Source organism: Nocardia cyriacigeorgica GUH-2 (assembly GCF_000284035.1).
In the GTDB taxonomy this organism is placed as follows: Bacteria; Actinomycetota; Actinomycetes; order Mycobacteriales; family Mycobacteriaceae; genus Nocardia; species Nocardia cyriacigeorgica_B.
This window is the reverse complement of sequence record NC_016887.1, coordinates 5,882,629-5,901,601: the sequence shown is the minus strand read 5'-3', so window position 1 is coordinate 5,901,601 and position 18,973 is coordinate 5,882,629. Positions and strand designations below refer to the sequence as shown.

23 protein-coding genes and 1 tRNA gene are annotated in these 18,973 nt (G+C 69.9%); 18 read left to right on the top strand and 6 right to left on the bottom strand.

Translation table 11 applies throughout. The features are described 5' to 3' along the window. The first annotated feature begins 86 nt into the window (after nucleotides 1-86). Nucleotides 87-851, top strand: a complete 765-nt coding sequence (locus tag NOCYR_RS26525) for a crotonase/enoyl-CoA hydratase family protein (RefSeq protein ID WP_014353499.1) — start codon at nucleotides 87-89, stop codon at nucleotides 849-851. Nucleotides 852-902: 51 nt separating this feature from the next. On the opposite strand, the gene NOCYR_RS26520 is transcribed toward NOCYR_RS26525, so the two are convergent. Beyond that, nucleotides 903-1,682: an alpha/beta fold hydrolase gene (locus NOCYR_RS26520; RefSeq protein WP_014353498.1), complete on the bottom strand. Its 780-nt coding sequence runs from the start codon at nucleotides 1,680-1,682 to the stop codon at nucleotides 903-905. 107 nt (nucleotides 1,683-1,789) lie between these two features. Here NOCYR_RS26520 and NOCYR_RS26515 point away from each other — a divergent pair, with 107 nt between their 5' ends. From NOCYR_RS26515 to NOCYR_RS26505, 3 genes are all read left to right on the top strand, one after another. Continuing rightward, nucleotides 1,790-2,023, top strand: a complete 234-nt coding sequence (locus NOCYR_RS26515) for a hypothetical protein (RefSeq protein WP_014353497.1) — start codon at nucleotides 1,790-1,792, stop codon at nucleotides 2,021-2,023. Then, nucleotides 2,010-2,306, top strand: a complete 297-nt coding sequence (locus NOCYR_RS26510; RefSeq protein WP_014353496.1) for a type II toxin-antitoxin system PemK/MazF family toxin — start codon at nucleotides 2,010-2,012, stop codon at nucleotides 2,304-2,306. The genes NOCYR_RS26515 and NOCYR_RS26510 overlap by 14 nt, the downstream gene beginning before the upstream one ends. A 163-nt stretch (nucleotides 2,307-2,469) precedes the next feature. Then, a complete protein-coding gene (locus tag NOCYR_RS26505; RefSeq protein ID WP_014353495.1) occupies nucleotides 2,470-2,799 on the top strand; it encodes a hypothetical protein in 330 nt (109 codons plus the stop codon). A gap of 20 nt (nucleotides 2,800-2,819) precedes the next feature. Here NOCYR_RS26505 and NOCYR_RS26500 read toward each other — a convergent pair whose 3' ends face one another. After that, a complete protein-coding gene (locus NOCYR_RS26500) occupies nucleotides 2,820-3,122 on the bottom strand; it encodes a DUF1905 domain-containing protein (RefSeq protein ID WP_048833751.1) in 303 nt (100 codons plus the stop codon). 95 nt (nucleotides 3,123-3,217) lie between these two features. Here NOCYR_RS26500 and NOCYR_RS26495 point away from each other — a divergent pair, with 95 nt between their 5' ends. Both NOCYR_RS26495 and NOCYR_RS26490 read left to right on the top strand, forming a co-directional pair. Beyond that, the gene (locus tag NOCYR_RS26495; protein ID WP_014353493.1) at nucleotides 3,218-4,429 is read left to right on the top strand and encodes an acyl-CoA dehydrogenase family protein; all 1,212 of its coding nucleotides are present in this window, start codon (nucleotides 3,218-3,220) and stop codon (nucleotides 4,427-4,429) included. Continuing rightward, complete coding sequence (locus NOCYR_RS26490) at nucleotides 4,426-5,856, top strand: LLM class flavin-dependent oxidoreductase (RefSeq protein ID WP_014353492.1); 1,431 nt, start codon at nucleotides 4,426-4,428, stop codon at nucleotides 5,854-5,856. Before NOCYR_RS26495 ends, NOCYR_RS26490 begins: the two co-directional genes overlap by 4 nt. Before the next feature lie 189 nt (nucleotides 5,857-6,045). Here the strand turns inward: NOCYR_RS26490 and NOCYR_RS26485 are convergent, their stop codons facing one another. Next, on the bottom strand, nucleotides 6,046-6,528 hold the full coding sequence (locus NOCYR_RS26485; RefSeq protein ID WP_014353491.1) for a GAF domain-containing protein: 483 nt from the start codon (nucleotides 6,526-6,528) through the stop codon (nucleotides 6,046-6,048). 96 nt (nucleotides 6,529-6,624) lie between these two features. On the opposite strand from NOCYR_RS26485, the gene NOCYR_RS26480 reads away from it, so the two are divergent. From NOCYR_RS26480 to NOCYR_RS26445, 8 genes are all read left to right on the top strand, one after another. Further along, a complete protein-coding gene (locus tag NOCYR_RS26480; protein ID WP_014353490.1) occupies nucleotides 6,625-8,010 on the top strand; it encodes a styrene monooxygenase/indole monooxygenase family protein in 1,386 nt (461 codons plus the stop codon). Continuing rightward, the gene (gene sfnG, locus NOCYR_RS26475) at nucleotides 8,010-9,125 is read left to right on the top strand and encodes a dimethylsulfone monooxygenase SfnG (protein WP_014353489.1); all 1,116 of its coding nucleotides are present in this window, start codon (nucleotides 8,010-8,012) and stop codon (nucleotides 9,123-9,125) included. Before NOCYR_RS26480 ends, sfnG begins: the two co-directional genes overlap by 1 nt. Beyond that, a complete protein-coding gene (locus tag NOCYR_RS26470; protein WP_014353488.1) occupies nucleotides 9,122-10,315 on the top strand; it encodes an SfnB family sulfur acquisition oxidoreductase in 1,194 nt (397 codons plus the stop codon). The genes sfnG and NOCYR_RS26470 overlap by 4 nt, the downstream gene beginning before the upstream one ends. 17 nt (nucleotides 10,316-10,332) lie before the next feature. Then, nucleotides 10,333-10,845 (top strand): NADPH-dependent FMN reductase, encoded by a 513-nt coding sequence (locus tag NOCYR_RS26465; protein WP_048833750.1) that lies wholly within the window; start codon nucleotides 10,333-10,335, stop codon nucleotides 10,843-10,845. Then, nucleotides 10,838-11,335, top strand: coding sequence for a flavin reductase family protein (locus NOCYR_RS26460; RefSeq protein WP_014353486.1), 498 nt, complete (start codon nucleotides 10,838-10,840; stop codon nucleotides 11,333-11,335). Before NOCYR_RS26465 ends, NOCYR_RS26460 begins: the two co-directional genes overlap by 8 nt. Nucleotides 11,336-11,495: 160 nt before the next feature. Then, nucleotides 11,496-11,819: a hypothetical protein gene (locus tag NOCYR_RS26455; protein ID WP_014353485.1), complete on the top strand. Its 324-nt coding sequence runs from the start codon at nucleotides 11,496-11,498 to the stop codon at nucleotides 11,817-11,819. Continuing rightward, nucleotides 11,816-13,030, top strand: coding sequence for a hypothetical protein (locus tag NOCYR_RS26450; protein WP_014353484.1), 1,215 nt, complete (start codon nucleotides 11,816-11,818; stop codon nucleotides 13,028-13,030). Before NOCYR_RS26455 ends, NOCYR_RS26450 begins: the two co-directional genes overlap by 4 nt. Next, the gene (locus NOCYR_RS26445) at nucleotides 13,027-14,034 is read left to right on the top strand and encodes a hypothetical protein (RefSeq protein ID WP_014353483.1); all 1,008 of its coding nucleotides are present in this window, start codon (nucleotides 13,027-13,029) and stop codon (nucleotides 14,032-14,034) included. The genes NOCYR_RS26450 and NOCYR_RS26445 overlap by 4 nt, the downstream gene beginning before the upstream one ends. Before the next feature lie 2 nt (nucleotides 14,035-14,036). Here the strand turns inward: NOCYR_RS26445 and NOCYR_RS26440 are convergent, their stop codons facing one another. Further along, nucleotides 14,037-14,756, bottom strand: coding sequence for a helix-turn-helix domain-containing protein (locus NOCYR_RS26440; RefSeq protein ID WP_048833748.1), 720 nt, complete (start codon nucleotides 14,754-14,756; stop codon nucleotides 14,037-14,039). 9 nt (nucleotides 14,757-14,765) lie between these two features. Here NOCYR_RS26440 and NOCYR_RS26435 point away from each other — a divergent pair, with 9 nt between their 5' ends. Then, entirely contained in the window at nucleotides 14,766-15,110 is a 345-nt protein-coding gene (locus tag NOCYR_RS26435; RefSeq protein WP_014353481.1) for a membrane protein, read from the top strand. Nucleotides 15,111-15,204: 94 nt separating this feature from the next. Here NOCYR_RS26435 and NOCYR_RS26430 read toward each other — a convergent pair whose 3' ends face one another. Beyond that, nucleotides 15,205-15,792 carry a dihydrofolate reductase family protein gene (locus NOCYR_RS26430; RefSeq protein WP_014353480.1) on the bottom strand — a complete coding sequence of 196 codons (588 nt, stop codon included), beginning with the start codon at nucleotides 15,790-15,792 and terminating at the stop codon, nucleotides 15,205-15,207. Between the two features lie 226 nt (nucleotides 15,793-16,018). On the opposite strand from NOCYR_RS26430, the gene NOCYR_RS26425 reads away from it, so the two are divergent. Together NOCYR_RS26425 and NOCYR_RS26420 are read left to right on the top strand one after the other, a co-directional pair. Then, nucleotides 16,019-16,089 (top strand) — tRNA-Gly (locus NOCYR_RS26425). Nucleotides 16,090-16,322: 233 nt separating this feature from the next. After that, complete coding sequence (locus tag NOCYR_RS26420; protein ID WP_014353479.1) at nucleotides 16,323-17,753, top strand: amidase; 1,431 nt, start codon at nucleotides 16,323-16,325, stop codon at nucleotides 17,751-17,753. Between the two features lie 122 nt (nucleotides 17,754-17,875). On the opposite strand, the gene NOCYR_RS26415 is transcribed toward NOCYR_RS26420, so the two are convergent. Next, nucleotides 17,876-18,256 carry a VOC family protein gene (locus NOCYR_RS26415; protein ID WP_014353478.1) on the bottom strand — a complete coding sequence of 127 codons (381 nt, stop codon included), beginning with the start codon at nucleotides 18,254-18,256 and terminating at the stop codon, nucleotides 17,876-17,878. 75 nt (nucleotides 18,257-18,331) lie between these two features. Between NOCYR_RS26415 and dcd the strand changes: the two genes are divergently transcribed. Beyond that, the gene (gene dcd / locus NOCYR_RS26410) at nucleotides 18,332-18,913 is read left to right on the top strand and encodes a dCTP deaminase (protein WP_048834469.1); all 582 of its coding nucleotides are present in this window, start codon (nucleotides 18,332-18,334) and stop codon (nucleotides 18,911-18,913) included. Nucleotides 18,914-18,973 lie beyond the last annotated feature (60 nt).

Genomic DNA, 18,973 nt, shown 5'->3' with positions numbered 1-18,973 from the left:
CGCGTGGCCCGCCTCGCATAGTGTCGATCCCGGTGGTCGTCGACGATCCGATGACGGCCAGGTGCTGCCCATCGAGAGGACATCCCATGACCGATCTGGTGCTGGTCGAACGGCGTGATGCGATCACCGTGCTGACCGTGAACCGCCCCGAAGCGCGCAATGCCATCGATCTGGCCACGGCGCAGGCCATCGAGGCGGCCGTGGACGCGTTCGAGGCCGATGTGCAAGCCCGGGTGCTGGTCCTCACCGGCGCAGGCGGCACCTTCAGTGCCGGAATGGATCTGGTCGCCGCCTCGCGCGGGGAAATGCCGATGACTCCGCATCGCGGTCCGCTGGGTATCGCGGCCAAACCGCCTGCCAAGCCGATGATCGCGGCGGTCGAAGGCTTCGCGCTGGCCGGTGGTTTCGAGCTGGCCCTGTCCGGCGATCTGATCGTCGCCGCCCGGGACGCGCAGTTCGGCATTCCGGAGGTCAAGCGCGGCCTGGTCGCGGCGGGCGGCGGTGTCTTGCGGCTGACCCAGCGCCTACCGCGCAGCACCGCGGCCGAGCTGGCGCTGACCGGCGGCCGGATCAGCGCCGAGCGGCTGTATCAACTCGGCCTGGTCAACCGGGTCACCGAACCGGGCGGCGCGCTCGACACCGCACTCGAACTGGCCGCCGAGATCGCGGCCGCGGCACCGCTGGCGGTCGCGGCGAGCAAGCGGATCATCGACGAATCCCCGGACTGGAGCACCGCCGAAGCCTTCGCCAAACAGGGCGAGGTGGCGCTGCCCGCGCTGTTCTCCAAGGACGCCGCCGAGGGCGCGCTGGCCTTCGCGCAGAAGCGCGAGCCGCAGTGGCAGGGGCGCTGACCCACTAGCGTCGAGTCCGGCCGTCGCCTCGCAGGGGGAGGCGGCGGCCGGTCAGGCGAGCCGGTCCAGCAGCACCCGCGCGCAGCCCTCGGGATCGTCGTAGGTGGGTGTGTGGCCGCTGCCGCGCAGGGTGATGTGCTCGGCGCCCGGCAGTAGCGCCCTGGCGCGGCGGGCCTGGGTGGCGTAGGTGAGCAGGATGTCGCGGTTGCCCCATGCGATGGTCACCGGGAGATCGGTCAGTGCGCTCGGATCGGGCAGGCGGAAGTCGGTGAAGGAGGCGAGGGCGTCGTCGAAGGCGGGGGCGTCCATGGCGCCGAGAGCGGTGGCGACCGCGATCTCGGTGTCCAGGGCCCACGGCTTGCCGATGACCAGGCCCAGGAAGGCGGTCCGGCCGGCCGCGGTGCCGAGCACCGTGCGCAGCGCGGGCCGCAGGCGGTTGCCGATGGCCTTCGACTTGCCCAGCGACTGCTGGCACCAGATCCGGCCCGCGGTATCCCAGAAACCGATCGGCGAATAGGCCGTCACCGAGCGAGCCAGTCCGCGGGCGCCGAGGGCGAGCGAGATGCCGCCGCCCATCGAATTCCCCGCGAGGTGCGGGCGCTCGATCCCTTCTTCGGCCAGGAACTCGGCGAGCGCGTCGGCGAGCGTGGTGACGGTGGTGTGCGGCAGCGGCGCCGATTCGCCGAAACCGGGCAGATCGACCGTGATCACCTCGAAGGTGTCGGCCAGCGCCGGAATCATCGGCTCCCACACCTGCCGGCGACTGCCGACGCCGTGCACCAGGACCAGCGGTTCGCCGCTGCCGAAACGGTCGTGGCGCAGGGTGCTCATGGTCGACTCCGATCGCTGTCGTGAGCCGTCAGATTAACAGCAGGCGCGTGCTGTCAGTTCGATTACGAGGGTGGGCAGCCGACCCGGCCGGCGGTACGATAATTGGTATGGCAACGCGTAAGGTCACCCTGTCGCTGGACGAATCCGCCTGGTCGTATGCCGAACAGGCCGCCGCCCGCGCGGGCATGTCACCGTCGGCCTGGATCTCCAAGGCCGCGCGCCGCGAAGCCGTGCGCACCGGGGTCGGTCCGATGCCGGAACCGGCCGAGATCGCGGCCCAGGCCGCGCGCGATGCGGCCGAGCTGGCCGCCGCGGAGGAGGCGATGCGTGCGCAGGGGTGAGCTCTGGCTGTATCACCCGCACGGTTCGTCACCACCCCGCACCGTCGTGCTCATCAGCAGCGATGGCATCAACGAATCGCCGCGCCCCTGGCTGATCGCCGCGGAACTGCTCGAGCAGGATCCGCAGGACATCCTCGCCGTCCCGCTGGGTTCGCTGGGCTGGGTGCACGCGGGCAATATCGGCCGGATCTACCGGGGCTGGCTGGCCGAACGGGTGGACGAGGCCGACGCCGAGACGATGGACCGCCTCGACACCGCACTACGCGCCGCCATGGACCTCTGAGCGACGCCCATTGTGGAATGCCCGCAAAAACGCCGGTTCGGGTTGCGGACTTCGCATCGCTGCGACTACACACGGGCGTGGATCCGCGCCGTCACCCGCCGCGGAACCGCCGCTCCGGCGCCACCGCCGGCCCGGCTGCGACACCCCCTGAGAGAGGAATTCGGTGCGGATCAAGCTGATTGCCACGGCGCTCATCGCCCTGCCGCTGCTGGCTGCGTGCGGCGGCAGCGATGCCGAGGCGACCGTCACGGAGGCGGACCTGTCCAAATCCATGCAGGACAAGGGCATGCAGGACAAGGCGCTCGCCGATTGCGTGGCGAAGGTCTTCGTCGCCGAGGGCATCTCCCAAGACGGGTTGCGCACGCTGATGTCCGGCGAGCACGACCCGCAGTCGCCGGACGCGGAGAACTTCGGCATGAGCAAGGAAGACGCCGACAAGACCCGCGCGGCCCAGGGCAAGATCGTCACCGAATGCGTGAAGCTGCCCAGCTGACCCGATGAGCGGAGCGCGGATCAGATCGCGATGACGATCTCGATCCGCGCCCGCGACCCGGCCACCAGATCCTCGGCGAGACGGACCGGCTTCTTCACCGGCAGGATATAGGTGGCCCTGGATTTGTCGGGGAACAGCGAGGTCGACCAGCGACTGTCCCCGATCGTCACCCGGACCCGCACCGAGCCGAACCCGCCCGCGCGGTGCCCGTACATCTCCTCGATCTCGTCGGCGATGTCTTCGGGCAGGTCGACGAAATGCCATGAGCCCTGCCCGTGGTGCTCCCACACCTGCGCCGTAAAGGTGTACCGCCCGCCAGTCACGCCGTGACCATAGCCCGCGGCACCGACACGAATGCCTTTCGATCGCGCTGCGCGTAACCGGTGATCTCGGCGGCGGGCTGGGCGATCGTGGGCCGATGACATCCGCGACATCACTTTCCGACGCTGAGCTGGCCGCGACCTTCGCGCCGATATTCGACCGGATCGCCGCGGGCGCGGTCGAGCGCGAGATCGACCGCCGATTGCCGCACGAGGAGATCGGCTGGCTGAAGGCGGCCGGCTTCGGTGCGCTCCGGGTCCCGGTGGAGGCCGGCGGGTTCGGTGCGACCGTGCGTCAGCTGTTCGGCCTGCTCATCGACCTGGCCGCCGCCGAATCCAATCTGCCGCAGGCGCTGCGAGTGCATTTCTCCTTCGTGGAGGATCAGTTGCTCGCCGCGCCGGGTCCGTCCCGTGATGCCTGGTTGCGCGCGGTGGCGGCGGGCACGCTGGTCGGTAATGCGATCACCGAACCGGGGGTCGGCGCCGTCGACCGCTATCGGACGACGCTCACCCGCCGCGGCGAGCAGTGGCTGCTCAACGGCGTCAAGTACTACAGCACCGGCTCGCTGTACGCCGATCACATCCTGGTGGCCGCCGACCGGGACGGCGAGCGCGTCGGGGTGCTGGTCGACGCCGACGCCGACGGGGTCCGTCAGCACGACGACTGGGACGGTTTCGGGCAACGGCTCACCGCCAGCGGGACCACCGAATTCACCGATGTGGTCGTGGCCGAGGAACGCATACTCGGGCCGGGCTACGGCGCGCCCGGACGCACCTATGCCACCTCGTATCTTCAGCTGGTCCAATTGGCCGTGCTCGCCGGCATCGCCGCGCGCGCCGAACGCGATGCCCGCGCGTGGGTCACCGAACGCACCCGCACCTATACCCACGCCGCCGCGGCTCTGCCGCGGGAAGATCCGCTGGTGCAGCAGGTGATCGGGCGGTTGTCGGCGGCCGCGTTCGGGGCGCGGGCGAGTGTGCTGGCGGTGGCCGATGTGCTCGACGAGGTGCTGGCCGCCGGGGCGAGCGACGAAAAGGCGCTGGCAGCGGCGGAATTGGCGGCAGCGCAGGCGCAGCTGGGCGTCATCGATACGGTACTGACGGCGACCACTCAGCTGTTCGAGGTGGGCGGTGCGTCGGTGGTGTCGGAGCGGCTGCGGCTGGACCGGCATTGGCGCAATGCCCGCACCATCTCGGTGCACAACCCGGCCATCTTCAAGGCCCGCGCCATCGGCGATCACCTGCTCAACGGCACCGAGCTGCCGTTCGCGTGGAGCGCGGGCGCGCGCGGGGCGGCGGTGGCGCGATGAGCAGGCGGATTCGGTTCAACGCCTTCGATATGAACTGCGTGGCGCATCAGTCGCCCGGGCTGTGGCGTCATCCCGACGACCAATCGCACCGCTACAAGGACCTGTCCTACTGGACGGAACTGGCGAAACTATTGGAGCGCGGGCGTTTCGACGGCATCTTCATCGCCGATGTGCTCGGCACCTACGACGTCTACGGCGGCGACGACACCGCGGCCCTGCGCCAGGCCGCCCAGATCCCGCTGGCCGACCCGCTGCTGCTGGTCTCGGCGATGGCCGCGGTCACCGAACATCTCGGATTCGGCATCACCACCGGCACCGGATTCGAGCATCCGTACCCGTTCGCACGCAGGCTGTCCACGCTCGATCACCTCACCAAGGGACGGCTCGGCTGGAATGTGGTGACCGGCTATCTGCCTTCGGCGGCACGGAATTTCGGCGCCGACGACCAGCTGGATCACGACGAGCGCTACAACCAGGCCGACGAGTACCTGGAGGTGCTCTACAAGCTGTGGGAGGGTTCCTGGGAGGACGACGCGGTGGTCCGCGACCGCGAGCGCGGCATCTACGTCGACCCGGCCAAGGTGCACCACATCGGGCACCAGGGCAAGCATTTCACCGTGCCCGGCGTGCATCTGTCGGAGCCGTCGCCGCAGCGCACGCCCGTCATCTATCAGGCGGGCGCCTCACCGCGCGGGGTGCGGTTCGCGGCCGAGAACGCCGAGGCGATCTTCATCGCCGGGCCGTCGAAACGCGTGCTCGCGCAGACGGTCGCGCGGGTGCGGGATGCGCTGGAAGCGGCGGGACGGGATCGGTACGCGGCCCGCATCTATGCCCTGGCCACCATCGTCACCGATGCGACCGACGTCGCCGCGCAGCGCAAGCACGAGGAATACCTGTCCTATGCCAGCGTGGAGGGCGGGCTGGTGTTCATGTCCGGCTGGATGGGCATCGACCTGTCCACCTACGACCTCGACGACCCGATCGGCGAGGTGCGCAGCAATGCGATCCAGTCGGCGGTCGCGGCGTTCCAGGAATTCGACGACGACGGGCGCGAATGGACCGTCCGCGATATCGGCCGCTGGGCGGGCATCGGCGGGATGGGCCCGGTGTTCGTCGGATCCGGGGAGACCGTGGCCGACCGGTTGCAGGAATGGGTCGACGACACCGACCTGGACGGGTTCAACCTCGCATACGCGATCACGCCCGGAAGCTTCGAAGATATTGTCCGGCATGTAGTTCCGGTGTTGACCGAACGCGGCGTGTACGCCACGGAGTATCAGCCGGGCACGCTGCGCAACGCGCTCTTCGGCGCCGGTGATCGGCTGCCGGAAGAGCACCGCGGGGCGCGTTATCGGCTCGGGGGCCCGGGTTCGACCGTGTTGCCGGAGGAGGCTGTCCGTCGGGTCGCTGCCGCGCACACGGGGTAAGTCGGTGATCACCGCCGGGTGAGTCGCGGCACCGATTGTCGCTGCGGCGTACTCAGGGTAGGTCGCCGGGCGCGACGCCGGCGTCGATGAGTCGGCGCACGGTACGGACCGAGCCGTGTTCGGCGGCCGGGATGAGCGCGCTGCCGCCGTAGTTGTTGACGTGGCGCTGTCGTGGCGCGGCCGGCCGGCTCAGAACGAGCCGAGGAAGATCGCGGCCACGGCTTCCAGCCCGATCCGGTCGGTGGTGTCGAAGCGGGCGGGCTGGGGGCTGTCGAGATCGAGGACGCCGATCAGCTCGCGCTCCCGGACCAGCGGGATCACGATTTCGGAGCGGGTGTCCGCGTCGCAGGCGATGTGGCCGGGGAAGGCGTGCACATCGGGGACGAGTTGGGTGACGCGGGTGGTGGCGGCGGTACCGCATACCCCTTTGCCGAGGGCGATCCGCACGCAGGCGGGCTTGCCCTGGAACGGCCCGACCACCAGTTCGTGGCCGTCGAAGAAGTAGAAGCCGGCCCAGTTGAGGCCGGGCAGGGTGTGGAACAGCAGGGCGGACAGGTTCGCGGCATTGGCGATGCGGTCGGATTCGCCCGCGACCAGCGCCCGCGCCTGTTCGGCGAGCTCGCGGTACTGCTCGGTGCGGTCCCCGCTCAGTTCGGTGACGGTGAACGACATGCGGTCATCGTATGCCCGGAGCTCATACGGTCTCCCTATTGATTCTGCGTGATCGCAATACTGCCGCAACAGGCGCGCCACCAGCACCATTCACCCATGACCACGCAGCAATCCGCTTCCCGCTCCACCCGTACGGCCGCGGTGATCGGCGCCGGCCAGACCGGCGTCACTGCGGCCCTCGGCCTGCTCGACGCAGGCTTCGACGTCACCCTCTACAGCGATCGCGACCAACGCGCGCTGCGCGACGACGTGCCCGCCACCGGCACCGCGCTCGAGTTCGGTGAGACCCAGCAGGCCGAGGCCGCGCTCGGCTTGGACAGCTACACCGGGCGCGCGCCACGGCACACCGGGCTCAGCGCGCGCATCGCCGGTCCCGACGGGGCCGAGCTCATCGCCTTCGACGGGCAGTTCGACGGCTACGTCGGCGTCGCGGTCGATACCCGGCTCAAGGCCGACGAGCGGCTGACCGCCTTCCGGGAGCGCGGCGGCGCCTTCCTCGTAGAGCCGGTGACTCCGGAAACCCTGGACAGCATTGCCGCCGCCAACGATCTCACCCTCGTCGCGACCGGCAAGGCCGGGCTGTCCGATCTGTTCGCCATCGACCAGCGGCGCACCGTCTACGACAAGCCGCAGCGGTCCCTGTTGACCGTCACCGTCACCGGGCTCGGACATGACCAGGGCGTGTTCGCCCATCGCGGACCGGCGGGCGGTGCACACAGCGGCTTCTCCATCATCGCCGACCAGGGCGAAGGCTGGTGGGGCCCGTACCTGCACAAGGACGCCGGCCCGAGCTGGGCGTTCCTCGGCTGGGCGCGGCCCGGCAGCGAATGGGAATCGCGGTTCGCCGCAGCCGATTCCGCTGAATCCGCGCTGGCGATCGTCAAGGACCTCTACCGCGATTTCGCCGACTGGGATCTGCCGGAGGTGCTCGCCACCGAGGTGATCGCCGAGGACCCGCATTCCTGGCTGAAGGGTGCGGTGCGGCCGGTGGTCCGGGCGGGCGTGGGGCATACCGCCAACGGACATGTGGTCGCCGCGCTCGGTGACACCGCGGTCGCCTACGACCCGATCGCCGGACAGGGCGCGCAGAGCGGGTTGATCCAGGCACAGCGGCTGATCGCGGCCGCCGCCGTGCATGACGGTCCGTTCGACGCCGCGTGGCTCCAGGCGCAATACGACAGCTTCCTCGCCGCCCGCAGCGATGCCGCGAACAAGGTGACCAGGCTGTTCCTCAGCGACCCCGCCCTCGGCGAGATCGCCGAACCGTTCTTCGCGGCCGCCGCCGTCGATCCGCGGTTCGCCTCGGCGCTGGTGGGTCTGCTACACCGGCCGCAGCCCCTGCTCGCCATAGAGTCGGCCGCCGACGCCGCCGCCTACATCACGCAGGTCACCGGAGTCGACGCCGCCGAGCTGCTCGGACGGTTCGCGCCCGCGGGCCGTTTCGAGCGGTCGTCGTTCGCGCCCGCAGTGGCGGTGGCCTGATGAGCACCGAGCAGATCGCCGACCGGATCCGGTTCGCCTATTGGGTGCCCAATGTGAGTGGTGGCCTGGTGACCAGCGATATCGAGCAGCGCACCGGCTGGGATTTCGAATACAACAAGAAACTGGCGCAGACCGCGGAGAACAACGGTTTCGACTACGCGCTCTCGCAGGTGCGCTACACCGCCTCCTACGGTGCCGAATACCAGCACGAGTCCACCTCGTTCAGCCTGGCCCTGCTCGGCGCCACCGAGCGATTGAAGGTGATCGCGGCGGTACATCCCGGACTGTGGCATCCAGCGGTGCTGGCGAAATTCGGCGCCACCGCCGACCACCTGTCCAACGGTCGTTTCGCCATCAATGTGGTGTCGGGCTGGTTCGCCGGTGAGTTCACCGCGCTCGGTGAACCCTGGCTCGAACACGACGAAAGGTACCGGCGCAGCGCGGAATTCCTCGAGGTGATCCGCAAGATCTGGACCGAGGACAAGGTGAATTACGGCGGAGACTTCTACCGCATCCGGGATTTCACGTTGAAGCCGAAACCGCTCAATACCCCGGAACGCTCGAATCCCGAACTGTTCCAGGGCGGTAACTCCACCGCCGCGCGCCGCAATGGCGGCCGCTTCGCCGACTGGTACTTCTCCAACGGCAAGGACTTCGACGGCGTCACCGAGCAGCTCGACGATCTGCGTGCGGTCGCGCGCGAGCATCAGCGGGAGGTGAAGTTCGGGCTCAACGGGTTCATCATCGCCCGCGATACCGAGAAGGAGGCGCGGGATACCCTGCGCGAGATCATCGAGAAGGCGAACAAGCCTGCGGTGCAGGGGTTCCGCGATGCAGTTCAGCAGGCGGGCGCGTCCACTCGCGACGGCAAGGGGATGTGGGCCGATTCCACGTTCGAGGACCTCGTGCAATACAACGACGGATTCCGCACCCAGTTGATCGGCACCCCCGAGCAGGTGGCCGAACGGATCGTCGCCTACCGCGACCTCGGCGTCGACCTGATTCTCGGCGGATTCATGCACTTCCAGGAGGAAATCGAGTATTTCGGCGCCAAGGTGCTGCCCCTGGTCCGGGAATTGGAGGCGGCGCGCACGCCCGTCGCGGCGGGCCGATGACCGCTGTCGCCGCCGACCGCATCACCTCCGCCGACGAGGCCCGCTCGGTCGCCGCCCGGCTGGCAGCCGAGTTCGCCGCGGACGCCGCAGCGCGTGACCGCGACCGCGAATTGCCTTATGCCCAGTTAGATCAGCTGTCGGCATCGGGGTTGCTCGCCGTTACCGTTCCCGCCGAATTCGGTGGGGCGGACTTGGCGCCGAGTGTGGTGGCCGAGGTGGTGCGCATTCTTGCGGCGGCCGATCCGAATATCGCGCAGATCCCGCACAGCCATTTCGTGTATCTGAACCTGCTGCGGCTGGCCGGTTCGGCGCAGCAGCGCAGCCGGTATTTCGGGGCGGTGCTCGACGGAGCCCGGATCGCGAACGCGCAATCGGAGCGGACGGGCGCGACGGTGGCCGAGATCGCCACCACCGTCCGCCCGGCCGGGTCCCGTTTCCGCATCGACGGCACCAAGTTCTACTGCACCGGCTCGCTGTTCGCCGACATCCTCGCAGTGCTCACCAGGCTCGACGATCCGGACGGGCGCAGCGGCCTGCCGCCGGGGGAGTACGTCGCGTTCCTGCCCGCCGACACCGACGGTGTCCGGATCATCGACGATTGGCACGCCATCGGCCAGCGCACCACCGGCAGCGGCACCGTCGAGTTGGACGGGGTGCTGGTGGCCCGCGATCAGCTGGTCGCCCGGGCGGCGGCGGTCGGCGCACCCACCGGTTACGGTGCGTTCGCGCAGCTGGTGCATGCCGCGATCGATACCGGGATCGCACGCGGGTCCCTCGATGCGGCAACGGAATTCGTGCGGACACGATCCAGGCCGTGGTTCGAAGCCGGAGTGGATCGGGCGGTGGATGATCCGTTGCTGATCCAGCGGTTCGGGGAACTGGCGGTGACGGTGCGGACGGCGGAAGCCACGCTGGCGGCGGCCGGTGCGGCTGTGGACGCCGCTACCGCGGCCGAGGCCTCGCTGGCGGTCGCCACGGCCAAGATCGTCGCCGACCGCGCGGCGAACGAGGTCTCATCTGCTCTCTTCGAAGTCTCCGGAACCCGAAGCGCCGCAGCCGGAACCAACCTCGACCATTTCTGGCGCAACGCCCGCACACATACCCTGCACGACCCGGTGCGGTGGAAATACCAGCACATCGGCCGGTCGGTGCTGCACGGCACCCCGCCGCCGCTACACGGGGTGATCTGAGGAGTGAGGAGAAGAAAGTGGCAGTGACGGTGGTGGTCGGCAATCCGAAACCGGGCTCGCGCACATCGACCGCGGCGACGTTGCTCGCCGAAGCTTTGCGGCCGGAGTCCACGCCAACGGTGGTGGATCTGGTGTCGTTGGGGCCCGCCCTGCTGTCGTGGGGTGATCCGCGGGTCGCCGAGACGGTGCGCACGGTCGCCGAATCGGAGTTGGTGGTCTTCGCCAGCCCCACTTTCAAAGCCACCTACACCGGCCTGCTGAAACTGTTCCTCGAACAGTTCGACGGCGGAACCGGATTGGCCGGCGTGGTGGCGGTACCTCTGATGCTCGGTGCGGGCCCGGCGCACGCTCTCGCGCCCGACCTGCTGCTCAAACCGGTCCTGGTGGAACTCGGCGCCACCACGCCGTTGCCCGGGCTCTACCTGTCGGATCGCACCTTCCAGGACGACGGCGTCATCGCCGAATACGCGCGGCGGTGGCGGCCGGTGGTCGACGCGCTGACCAGAACGGGAGTACCGAATCATGGATGAACTGTTCTCCGTACCCGCCGACGGCGCCGGTCTGCGTCGCGCGTTCGCGAACTTCCCCAGCGGGGTGGTTGCGGTCTGCGCCCGCGTCGACGGCGTCCCGCACGGTTTGGCGGTGGCGACCTTCGTGCCCGTGTCGCTCGATCCGCCGCTGGTGTCGTTCTGCGTGCAGAACACCTCCACCACCTGGCCCCGGCTGACGGGCGCGGACCAACTCGGCCTCAGCCTGCTCGGCACCGAACAGCAGGACGCGGCCCGCGCCCTCGGTAGCCGGTCCGCCAACCGTTTCCAGGGGCTGGCGCTGCATCACGGTAGCGGGGACGGCGTGTTCATCCACGGTGCGTCGGCCTGGATCGAAGGAACCGTGCAGGCGCAGGTCCCGGCGGGCGATCACCAGGTCGTCATCCTCGGGATCGATCGGATCGCCACCCATCCGCACCGCGAACCGCTCATCTTCCACGGCTCCCGGTTCCGGCTGCTGCGCGCGGGGTGAGCGCGCGGCGGTGCGTGTAGGGGGCGCGACACGCGCGGGCGTCGCGTTTCGGTCGTGGGGGTTGCGGTGTCCCGCTGGGTAACCCATCGTGGAAGACGCTGGGTCAGGGCTTTTGTTCTACAGTCCAGTCGTACCCGAACGACGAGCGAAGGGGGCCGAAGTGGCGCGAACTGTGCGGATCGATCCGGATGCGGTGAGCACATACAAGGTGGTCGCGGATCAGGTGGCAGATGAGCTCGCGGGTGCGGCGGCCCAGTTGGAGCCCGGTACCGATATCGCGCGCATCGCCGCCGGAGTGGGTTTGCTCGGTGCCGATTTCGCGACCGAGTTCGTCGCGGCCGTCGCCGACGATCACACCGCGCTGACCACCGCGGCGACGCTGGTCACCGCCTACGGGCAGACGGTGCAGGGGCAGGCCGCCGCGGCCGCCGACCTGGACGCCACCGCCGCCACCGCGCTCGGCCGGGCGGGTGATCAGGCATGAAACCGATCTCCGATCCGCCGATGGTGACGGTGCTGGCCGAACCGCTGCGCCGGCTACGGTCCGGGCTCGGTTCCGGCGCGCCCGCACCCGATCAGCAGGTGCTCGGCGCGTTGACCACGGCCTCGGCCACCGCCGACGCCACCGAATCCACCCAGACCCGTGGGCTGCACGCGCTGGAATCGTCGTGGTCGGGGCAGGCCGCCGATACCGCGGTGCCCGTCATCCGGACCACGCGCAGTGAGATCGGCGCGGTCGCCGATCGCGGCCCGCTGTACGCGGCGTTGCTGTCGGACGCGCATGGCACCAGTAGCCGCGCCGCCCGCGAGGTCGACGTCATCATCGACGATTTCCGTCGCGACGCCCGCGCCATCCTCGACACCGCCACCTCGGCCCCGGAAACCGATGCGGTGATCGACCGCGCGGCCCAGGCCATCCGCGAGGCGCTGGGTGTGGTGAATACCGCCCAGGGCGAGATGGACGGTCACCGGCAGCGATTGCGCGATATGGGCCCGATGACCATGACCACCCCACAAGGGGTGCTCACCACTCCCGTCCCCGGCACCACCACGACCACCGTGCCGGGCGCCGTGCCCGGCCAGCCGATGGACCCGGCACTGGTGATGCAGTTGCAGTTGCAGCAGCAGCTGGTGGCGGCGGGTGTGCAGCTGGGCACCACCGCCATCGATGCGGGCGTGGAACTCGGCACCAAGATCATCGACCGGATCGCCGATGTCGGCCTGAAGGTGGTCGACACGGTCGGCGCGCAGGCCGGCACCGCGATCGAGCAGGCGCTCAACCCGGACAAGGCCGACGACGCGAAGACCGGCCCGGCCTCCACCGCGCCCGCAGGCACTCCGGGTAGTCCGGTGCCGCCGAAGGCGTTCGACTTCGGTGGCGGGCCCGCGCCGAAACCGGAAACGGCGCCGTCCGCCCCCGGCGCGGCGATGGCCGCGCCGCCCCCGGCCCCGCCGCGTTCGCTTCCGGCCGAGCCGAAACCGTCCGAGAACGGCGGAGGTGGCGGTGGTAACGGTCCGTTCGCCGCGCCGCCGAACTCGGGCGGGCACCACGGCGGCATGGTCATTCCGCCCGGCACCGGCCAGGGCGGCGGCGATCAGGAACGCAAGCCGCGGCCCGGCCAGCTCGGCGTGACCGTCCCGGCGACGACGACCATGGTCACCGCACCCGCGATCGGCGCCGACGACGACCGATGAGCGACAACCCGTTCGACCCCGGGCTGCCGATGGTGCGGGTGCCGCCCCGTAAACGCGGGCGCCGGCGCAGGCCACCGCCCGCGGGCGATGCCGCCGCGCGTGCGGGTGGTCCCGGTGAGCGCGAGGGCAGCTGGGACGACTGGCTCGAAACACCCACCGGCCCACTGGAACCGCCCGCGGCTGCCGAACCGGTCGCCGACGATGTGGAGCAGTGGCAGCAGGAACCGGAGTACGACGCGCCGGAGGAAACGGTCGCCGCCTACCGCGATCACGAGCCGTCGCTGTTGCCGCCGTTGATCGATCGCAGCGGCAAGATCGGTGGTGGCCGGCGCACGCCTCGGGCGAAGCGCTCGACCAGCGACGACGGCAACGGTGGCGGCCGCGCGCTGAGCATTCTGATGGGCGTGGGCCTGGCCATCGGGATCGCGGCCGTCGCCGTGGTCATCTCCACCTCGACCGGCGGCGACGAGAAGCGCGCCGTCTCGGCCGACGTCCGCGGGCAGGCGCCGCACGCGTCCGGTCAGCCCAACGGCGGCAACCAACTGCCGACCAGCACCGCGGCACCCACCTCGGCCCCGCCCGAGTCGCCGGTCGAATCGCCGCCGTACGCGGCCGACGGCTGTGTGCAGCAACTCGACGGCACCGGCGGCGCCGTCGTCTCCGGAACGCCCACCGGCGGCACGGGTTCCGGCGCCGACGCGATCTTCGGCTTCGAGCACGCCTACTACGTCGCCCGTGACGGTCACCGCGCCCGCAATTTCGTCACCGCCGACGCCGCCGTCTCCGACGCCGCAGGCATCGACCGCGGCATCGCCCAGGTCCCCCTCGGCACCCGCTACTGCGTCACCATCACCCCCCTGGCCAACTCCGCCCCCCAGCGCTTCCTGGTCGACCTGGTCCAGCAGTACCCCGGCGAGCCCCCCGACACCTTCCACCAGCTCATCACCGTCGCCACCCTCGACGGCCACACCCGCATCACCCGGATCGAAAAAGCGCCCAGCTGAGTTCAGAGCAGCAGCGACGACGGCGCACGGCCTACCATGTTCCGTGCGGTGCGCGCCAGATGGGCTTTGTCGGCGAACCGTGCGTGCGCGGCTGCGTCGGCCACCGAGCCCGTGGGCAGGACGCCGATGGCCGTGCGCAGACGCCGCCATCGGCGCAAGCGAGTGAGCGGGACGCCGATCTGGTCGTGGACGAGGCGGCGCAGCCGCGGCGCGGAAAGTCCTGCGGTTCTTGCCAGGTCGGCGAGCGTGGGCGCGTCGACCAGATGCTCGAGTGCCCGGGCTATCCGCGGATCGAGGTGGTCGGTGCGGCCGGTGAGCAGGGTGATCTCACGGTGGATCGCAGCCAGGTCGGGGGCGCCGTCGAGGTCATCGGGGAGCGCCAGCGCATCTCGGAGCCGGTGCTTACTGCGCTGAGACAGCGCGATCGGTCCGGTGCCACGCGGCAGGAGCGGGGTGTCGAAGAAGACGCCGACGTAGCCATCGGAAATACGGCTGGCATGTGGCCAGCCGGGCGGGATCAGCACCGCCGACGGTGCCAGGAGGCCGCTGTGCTCGACCTCGGCCGGACTGTCGCCCAACGGCAGCAGCAGTTTCCAGGCCGGATGGTCGTGGACGCCGACCGCCGCGCTGCCGGTATCGGCGAACAGGGCCGTCGTCGCGTCGCAGGCGAACAGCACGCGGCGATCGTTTCGTTCAAGCCGCCACAGGCCCTCCGGCGACATGCTCACCCCATGTACGCTATCGCAGCGACCCTGCTCGGACTGTTCCTCCTCGCCTGCGGCCTCGCACACTTCCTGGCCCCCGCCTACTTCGCGAACCTGGTGCCGCCGTGGATGCCGCGACCGAAACTGCTTGTCGCGGCGTCCGGCATCGCGGAGATCGCGCTCGGCACGATGGTCATCCTGCCCGTCACCCGCGACATCGGCGGCTCGCTCGCCGCGGCCATGCTCGCGGTCTACCTGTTGGTCTGGTTGGACCGCCTGCGGACCGAGCCCGGGCGCGCGTCGGCCGCCGGCGTGGCAGTCAACGCGGCCTACCTCGTGTGGGGCGGATACGTCGCGGTGGCCGGTGGGTGAGCGATCCGGTCAAGGGCAGTGTTCGGGCTGGGTGCCCAGACGTTGTTTCCCCGGGTGCTTGCACGTGAGCAGTCGGGTGGGGGCGGCGTCCGGGTCAGGCGACGTCCGCATCGGGCCGGCGGACCCGGAAGCGCAGGTGCGTGACGTCTCGGTCCTCGAGCCGCCGGACGAGCTCCAGTTCGATGTGCTCACCACCGAGGTGGTCGAACAACCGCCGGCCCTCGCCGAGCAGGACCGGAACCAGGTGGATCTCCATCTCGTCGAGGTGCCCGGCTCTGAGTAGCGCTTGTGCCGCGCTCGCACCGTGCACCATGACCGGCCGGTCCCCGGCGGCCGCGCGCGCCTGACGGGCGCAGTCGTCGACGTCGGTGACGAACCGCGCGTGGCCCGGTGGCACGTCCCCATCGGCCACTCGGTGGGTGAGGACGAAGATCGGCACACCGTCGTGATGGTCGCCCTGCCAGCGCCCGGCGAGTTCGAAGGTGCGGCGACCCGAGATCAGCGCGCCTGTCTCCAGCGCCTCGCGATACACCTGACCGCTGGGACCGTCGGATTCCCGGTCGTCGAGCCAGTTGAACAGACGGCCGCCGCCGCGCCCGAGCTCCTGGCCGGGCCGGTCGTCCGGACCGGCGATGTATCCGTCGAGTGACATCGACATGTAGAGGCGAATCGGATTGTTCACACTGGCCTCCCGCTCTCGTTCACTGCATGGGGATGCTCCCGGTTCGCGTGTCGCGGGAGTGTCACAGTTAAGACTTCGCGTAGCGGGCAAACTCATCGCACCGATGAGTCCTGGATATGAGTCGGTCTCGATGAGATCGACGATGACCTTGACCAGGTGGGCACGCTCAGGAAATTGACCGGCGCAGCGCCTGGTCTGATAAGCTCGCGGACGCGCGAAGGCGTACGCCGATGTAGTTCAATGGTAGAACTCTTGCTTCCCAAGCAAGTAGCGCGGGTTCGATTCCCGTCATCGGCTCCGAGCGAAGGCCCCGAGTGATCAGTCACTCGGGGCCTTCGCTTTTGTCGGGGGTTGATGATTGCTGCTCGAGCTGCTGCCGACCCACCTGCTGCCAGACGGGTTGGACGCGCTGAGCTGCGCAAACCATCGACCGGCGTCGCCGCGGCCTGAGGGTCGTTATCCTGCGAAAGCAGTGGCAGGTACCGCGACCGCTCGGCCCGCGCGCACCGGAAGTAAGGAACACCCAGCACATGAGCACACCCACACACGCATTCACCGACGACGCGCTCGGCGAGCTGGACGCGGTGGCCCTGGCCGCGGCGATTCGGGACGGGCAGGTGAGCCGCGCCGAGGTGATCGAGGCCGCGATCGAACGGGCGCAGCGAGTCAACCCGCAGCTCAACGCCATTCAGGCGGAATGCTTCGCCCAGGCGCGCGCCGCGCGGGCCACCTCCGGGGTGTTCTCCGGTGTGCCGGTCTTCGTCAAGGACAACACCGACATCGCCGGGCTGCCGACCTGTCACGGATCGGCCGCGTTCGACCCGCGCCCGGCCAAGCGCACCACCGGCCCCGGTGCCCAGTTCCTGCATCCCGGATTCGTCGCGCTCGGCAAGTCGACGCTGCCGGAGTTCGGCCTCTCCGCCAGTACCGAGTACGCCGACCGGCCGCCCACCCGCAATCCGTGGAACACCGACCACTCGGCCGGTGCGTCATCGGGCGGGTCGGCGGCGCTGGTCGCGGCCGGGGTCGTGCCGATCGCTCATGCCAACGACGGTGGCGGCTCGACCCGGATCCCGGCCGCGGTCAACGGGCTGGTCGGATTGAAGCCGACCCGCACCCGGCTGCTGGATCAGCCTGGCGCCCGGCAGTTGCCGGTCCATCTGGTCGCCGAAGGAGTCGTGACCCGCTCGGTGCGCGACACCGCGCACTATCTGGCCGCCGCCGAACGCTTCCACACCAACACCAAGCTGCCCCCGATCGGCCTGGTGGAAGGCCCGAGCGAGCGGCGGCTGCGGATCGGCGTGATCAGGCACGACGTCCGTGGGCGGGCAGTGCACGAGGAAACCGGAGCCGTGCTCGACTCCGCCGCGGCCGTGTTCGCCGGCCTCGGCCACGAGCTGGTCGAGGCCCGGCTCGCGGTCGACGAGCAGTTCGTCGAGGACTTCAAGCTGTACTGGGCGGCACTCGCGGCGCTGCTGTCGACGTCGTTCCGGATCGCGCAGCGCAAGCACTTCGACCCGCGCCTGCGTGACCCGTTCACCAAGGGGCTGGCGGCCTTGGCGACGAGCAGGCCGCTGAGCGTTGCGGGCGCGGTGCGCAGGCTACGCGCGGCGCCGGTGCTCTACGACGCTCATTTCGCCGAGGTCGATGTGCTGCTCAGCCCGGTGCTCTCACATCCGGCGCCGCGCATCGGCGACCAATCGCCGAACCTGCCGTTCGACGAGCTGTTCGCCAAGCTCGTCGACTACGTCGGGTTCACCCCGCTCAACAATGTGGGCGGCGGCCCTGCCGTATCGCTGCCACACGGGCGCATGTCGGCGAACCTGCCCGGCTCGATCCAGCTGTCGGCCCGGCGCGGCGCCGAACGCACCCTGCTCGACCTGGCCTACCAGTTCGAGTCGGCCAGCCCGTTCCCGCGGATCACGGATGTGGCGGCCCCGCGCGAACAGAACGCGAGTTAGGCGCCTCGGCTCGACCGCGCCGGAAGCGGCCGTGCGCATCGGGCAGCTGCCCCGGGCGGGCCCCGCTCGATCCGGTACGAACCTGCGCAACGGTCCAGGGCGGACATAAGCCCGGCGCGGGCCTACTTCGCCGCCCACACCCCGAGCTCGTTCCCACTCGGGTCGGTGAAGTGGAATCGCCGCCCGCCGGGGAACTCGTAGGGCCCGTTGACGACGGTCCCGCCCGCCGCCTCCACCGCCCGGACCGAGCCGTCCAGATCCTTGGAGTACAGCAGCACCAGCGGCCCGCCCCCGCGCACCTGTTCGGCCTGCGCCAGGCCGCCGACCTCGGCGTTTTCCGGTCCGGCAGGGTTGCGGATGCCGGCATAGGCAGGTCCGTAGTCGTTGAACTGCCAGCCGAACGCCTCGGTATAGAAGCGTTTGGCCGCGGGCAGGTCGGTGACGGCGATTTCGATGTAGTCGATGGCGTGATGGCGGTGGCCGCCTGCGTCGGAATCGGACATGGGCCGATGATGCCGCAGGGGTACGACAACTTCCCGGTGTCCGCGCCGCGATGGCCTGCCATTACGCTCGTGCGCGTGCTGCTTTCCGATCGTGACATCCGGGCGGAGATCGCCGGTGGGCGTCTCGGGCTCGAGCCGTTCCAGGAAAACCTGATCCAGCCGTCGAGTATCGACGTGCGCCTGGACGGGATGTTCCGGGTATTCAACAACACCCGCTACACCCATATCGACCCGGCGCAACGTCAGGACGAGCTGACCAGCCTGGTCGAGCCCGCGCCGGGGGAGCCGTTCGTGCTGCACCCCGGTGAGTTCGTGCTCGGATCCACCCTCGAGGTCTGCAGCCTGCCCGACGACCTGGCCGGCCGGCTGGAGGGTAAGTCGAGCCTGGGCCGCCTCGGCCTGCTCACCCATTCCACCGCCGGGTTCATCGACCCGGGTTTCAGCGGGCACATCACGCTGGAGCTGTCGAATGTGGCGAACCTGCCGATCACGCTGTGGCCGGGGATGAAGATCGGCCAGCTGTGCCTGTTCCGGCTGACCAGCCCCGCCGAGAATCCCTACGGCAGCGCCAGCACCGGCTCCAAGTACCAGGGCCAACGTGGTCCGACGCCGTCGAAGGCCTACCTGAACTTCCCACTGCCCAGCCTGGACCGCTGACCCCCGCCCGGCCCGGCGCACAGCTTCCTCGTCTATGCGCGCGGGCCGGGCGCGGCCGGA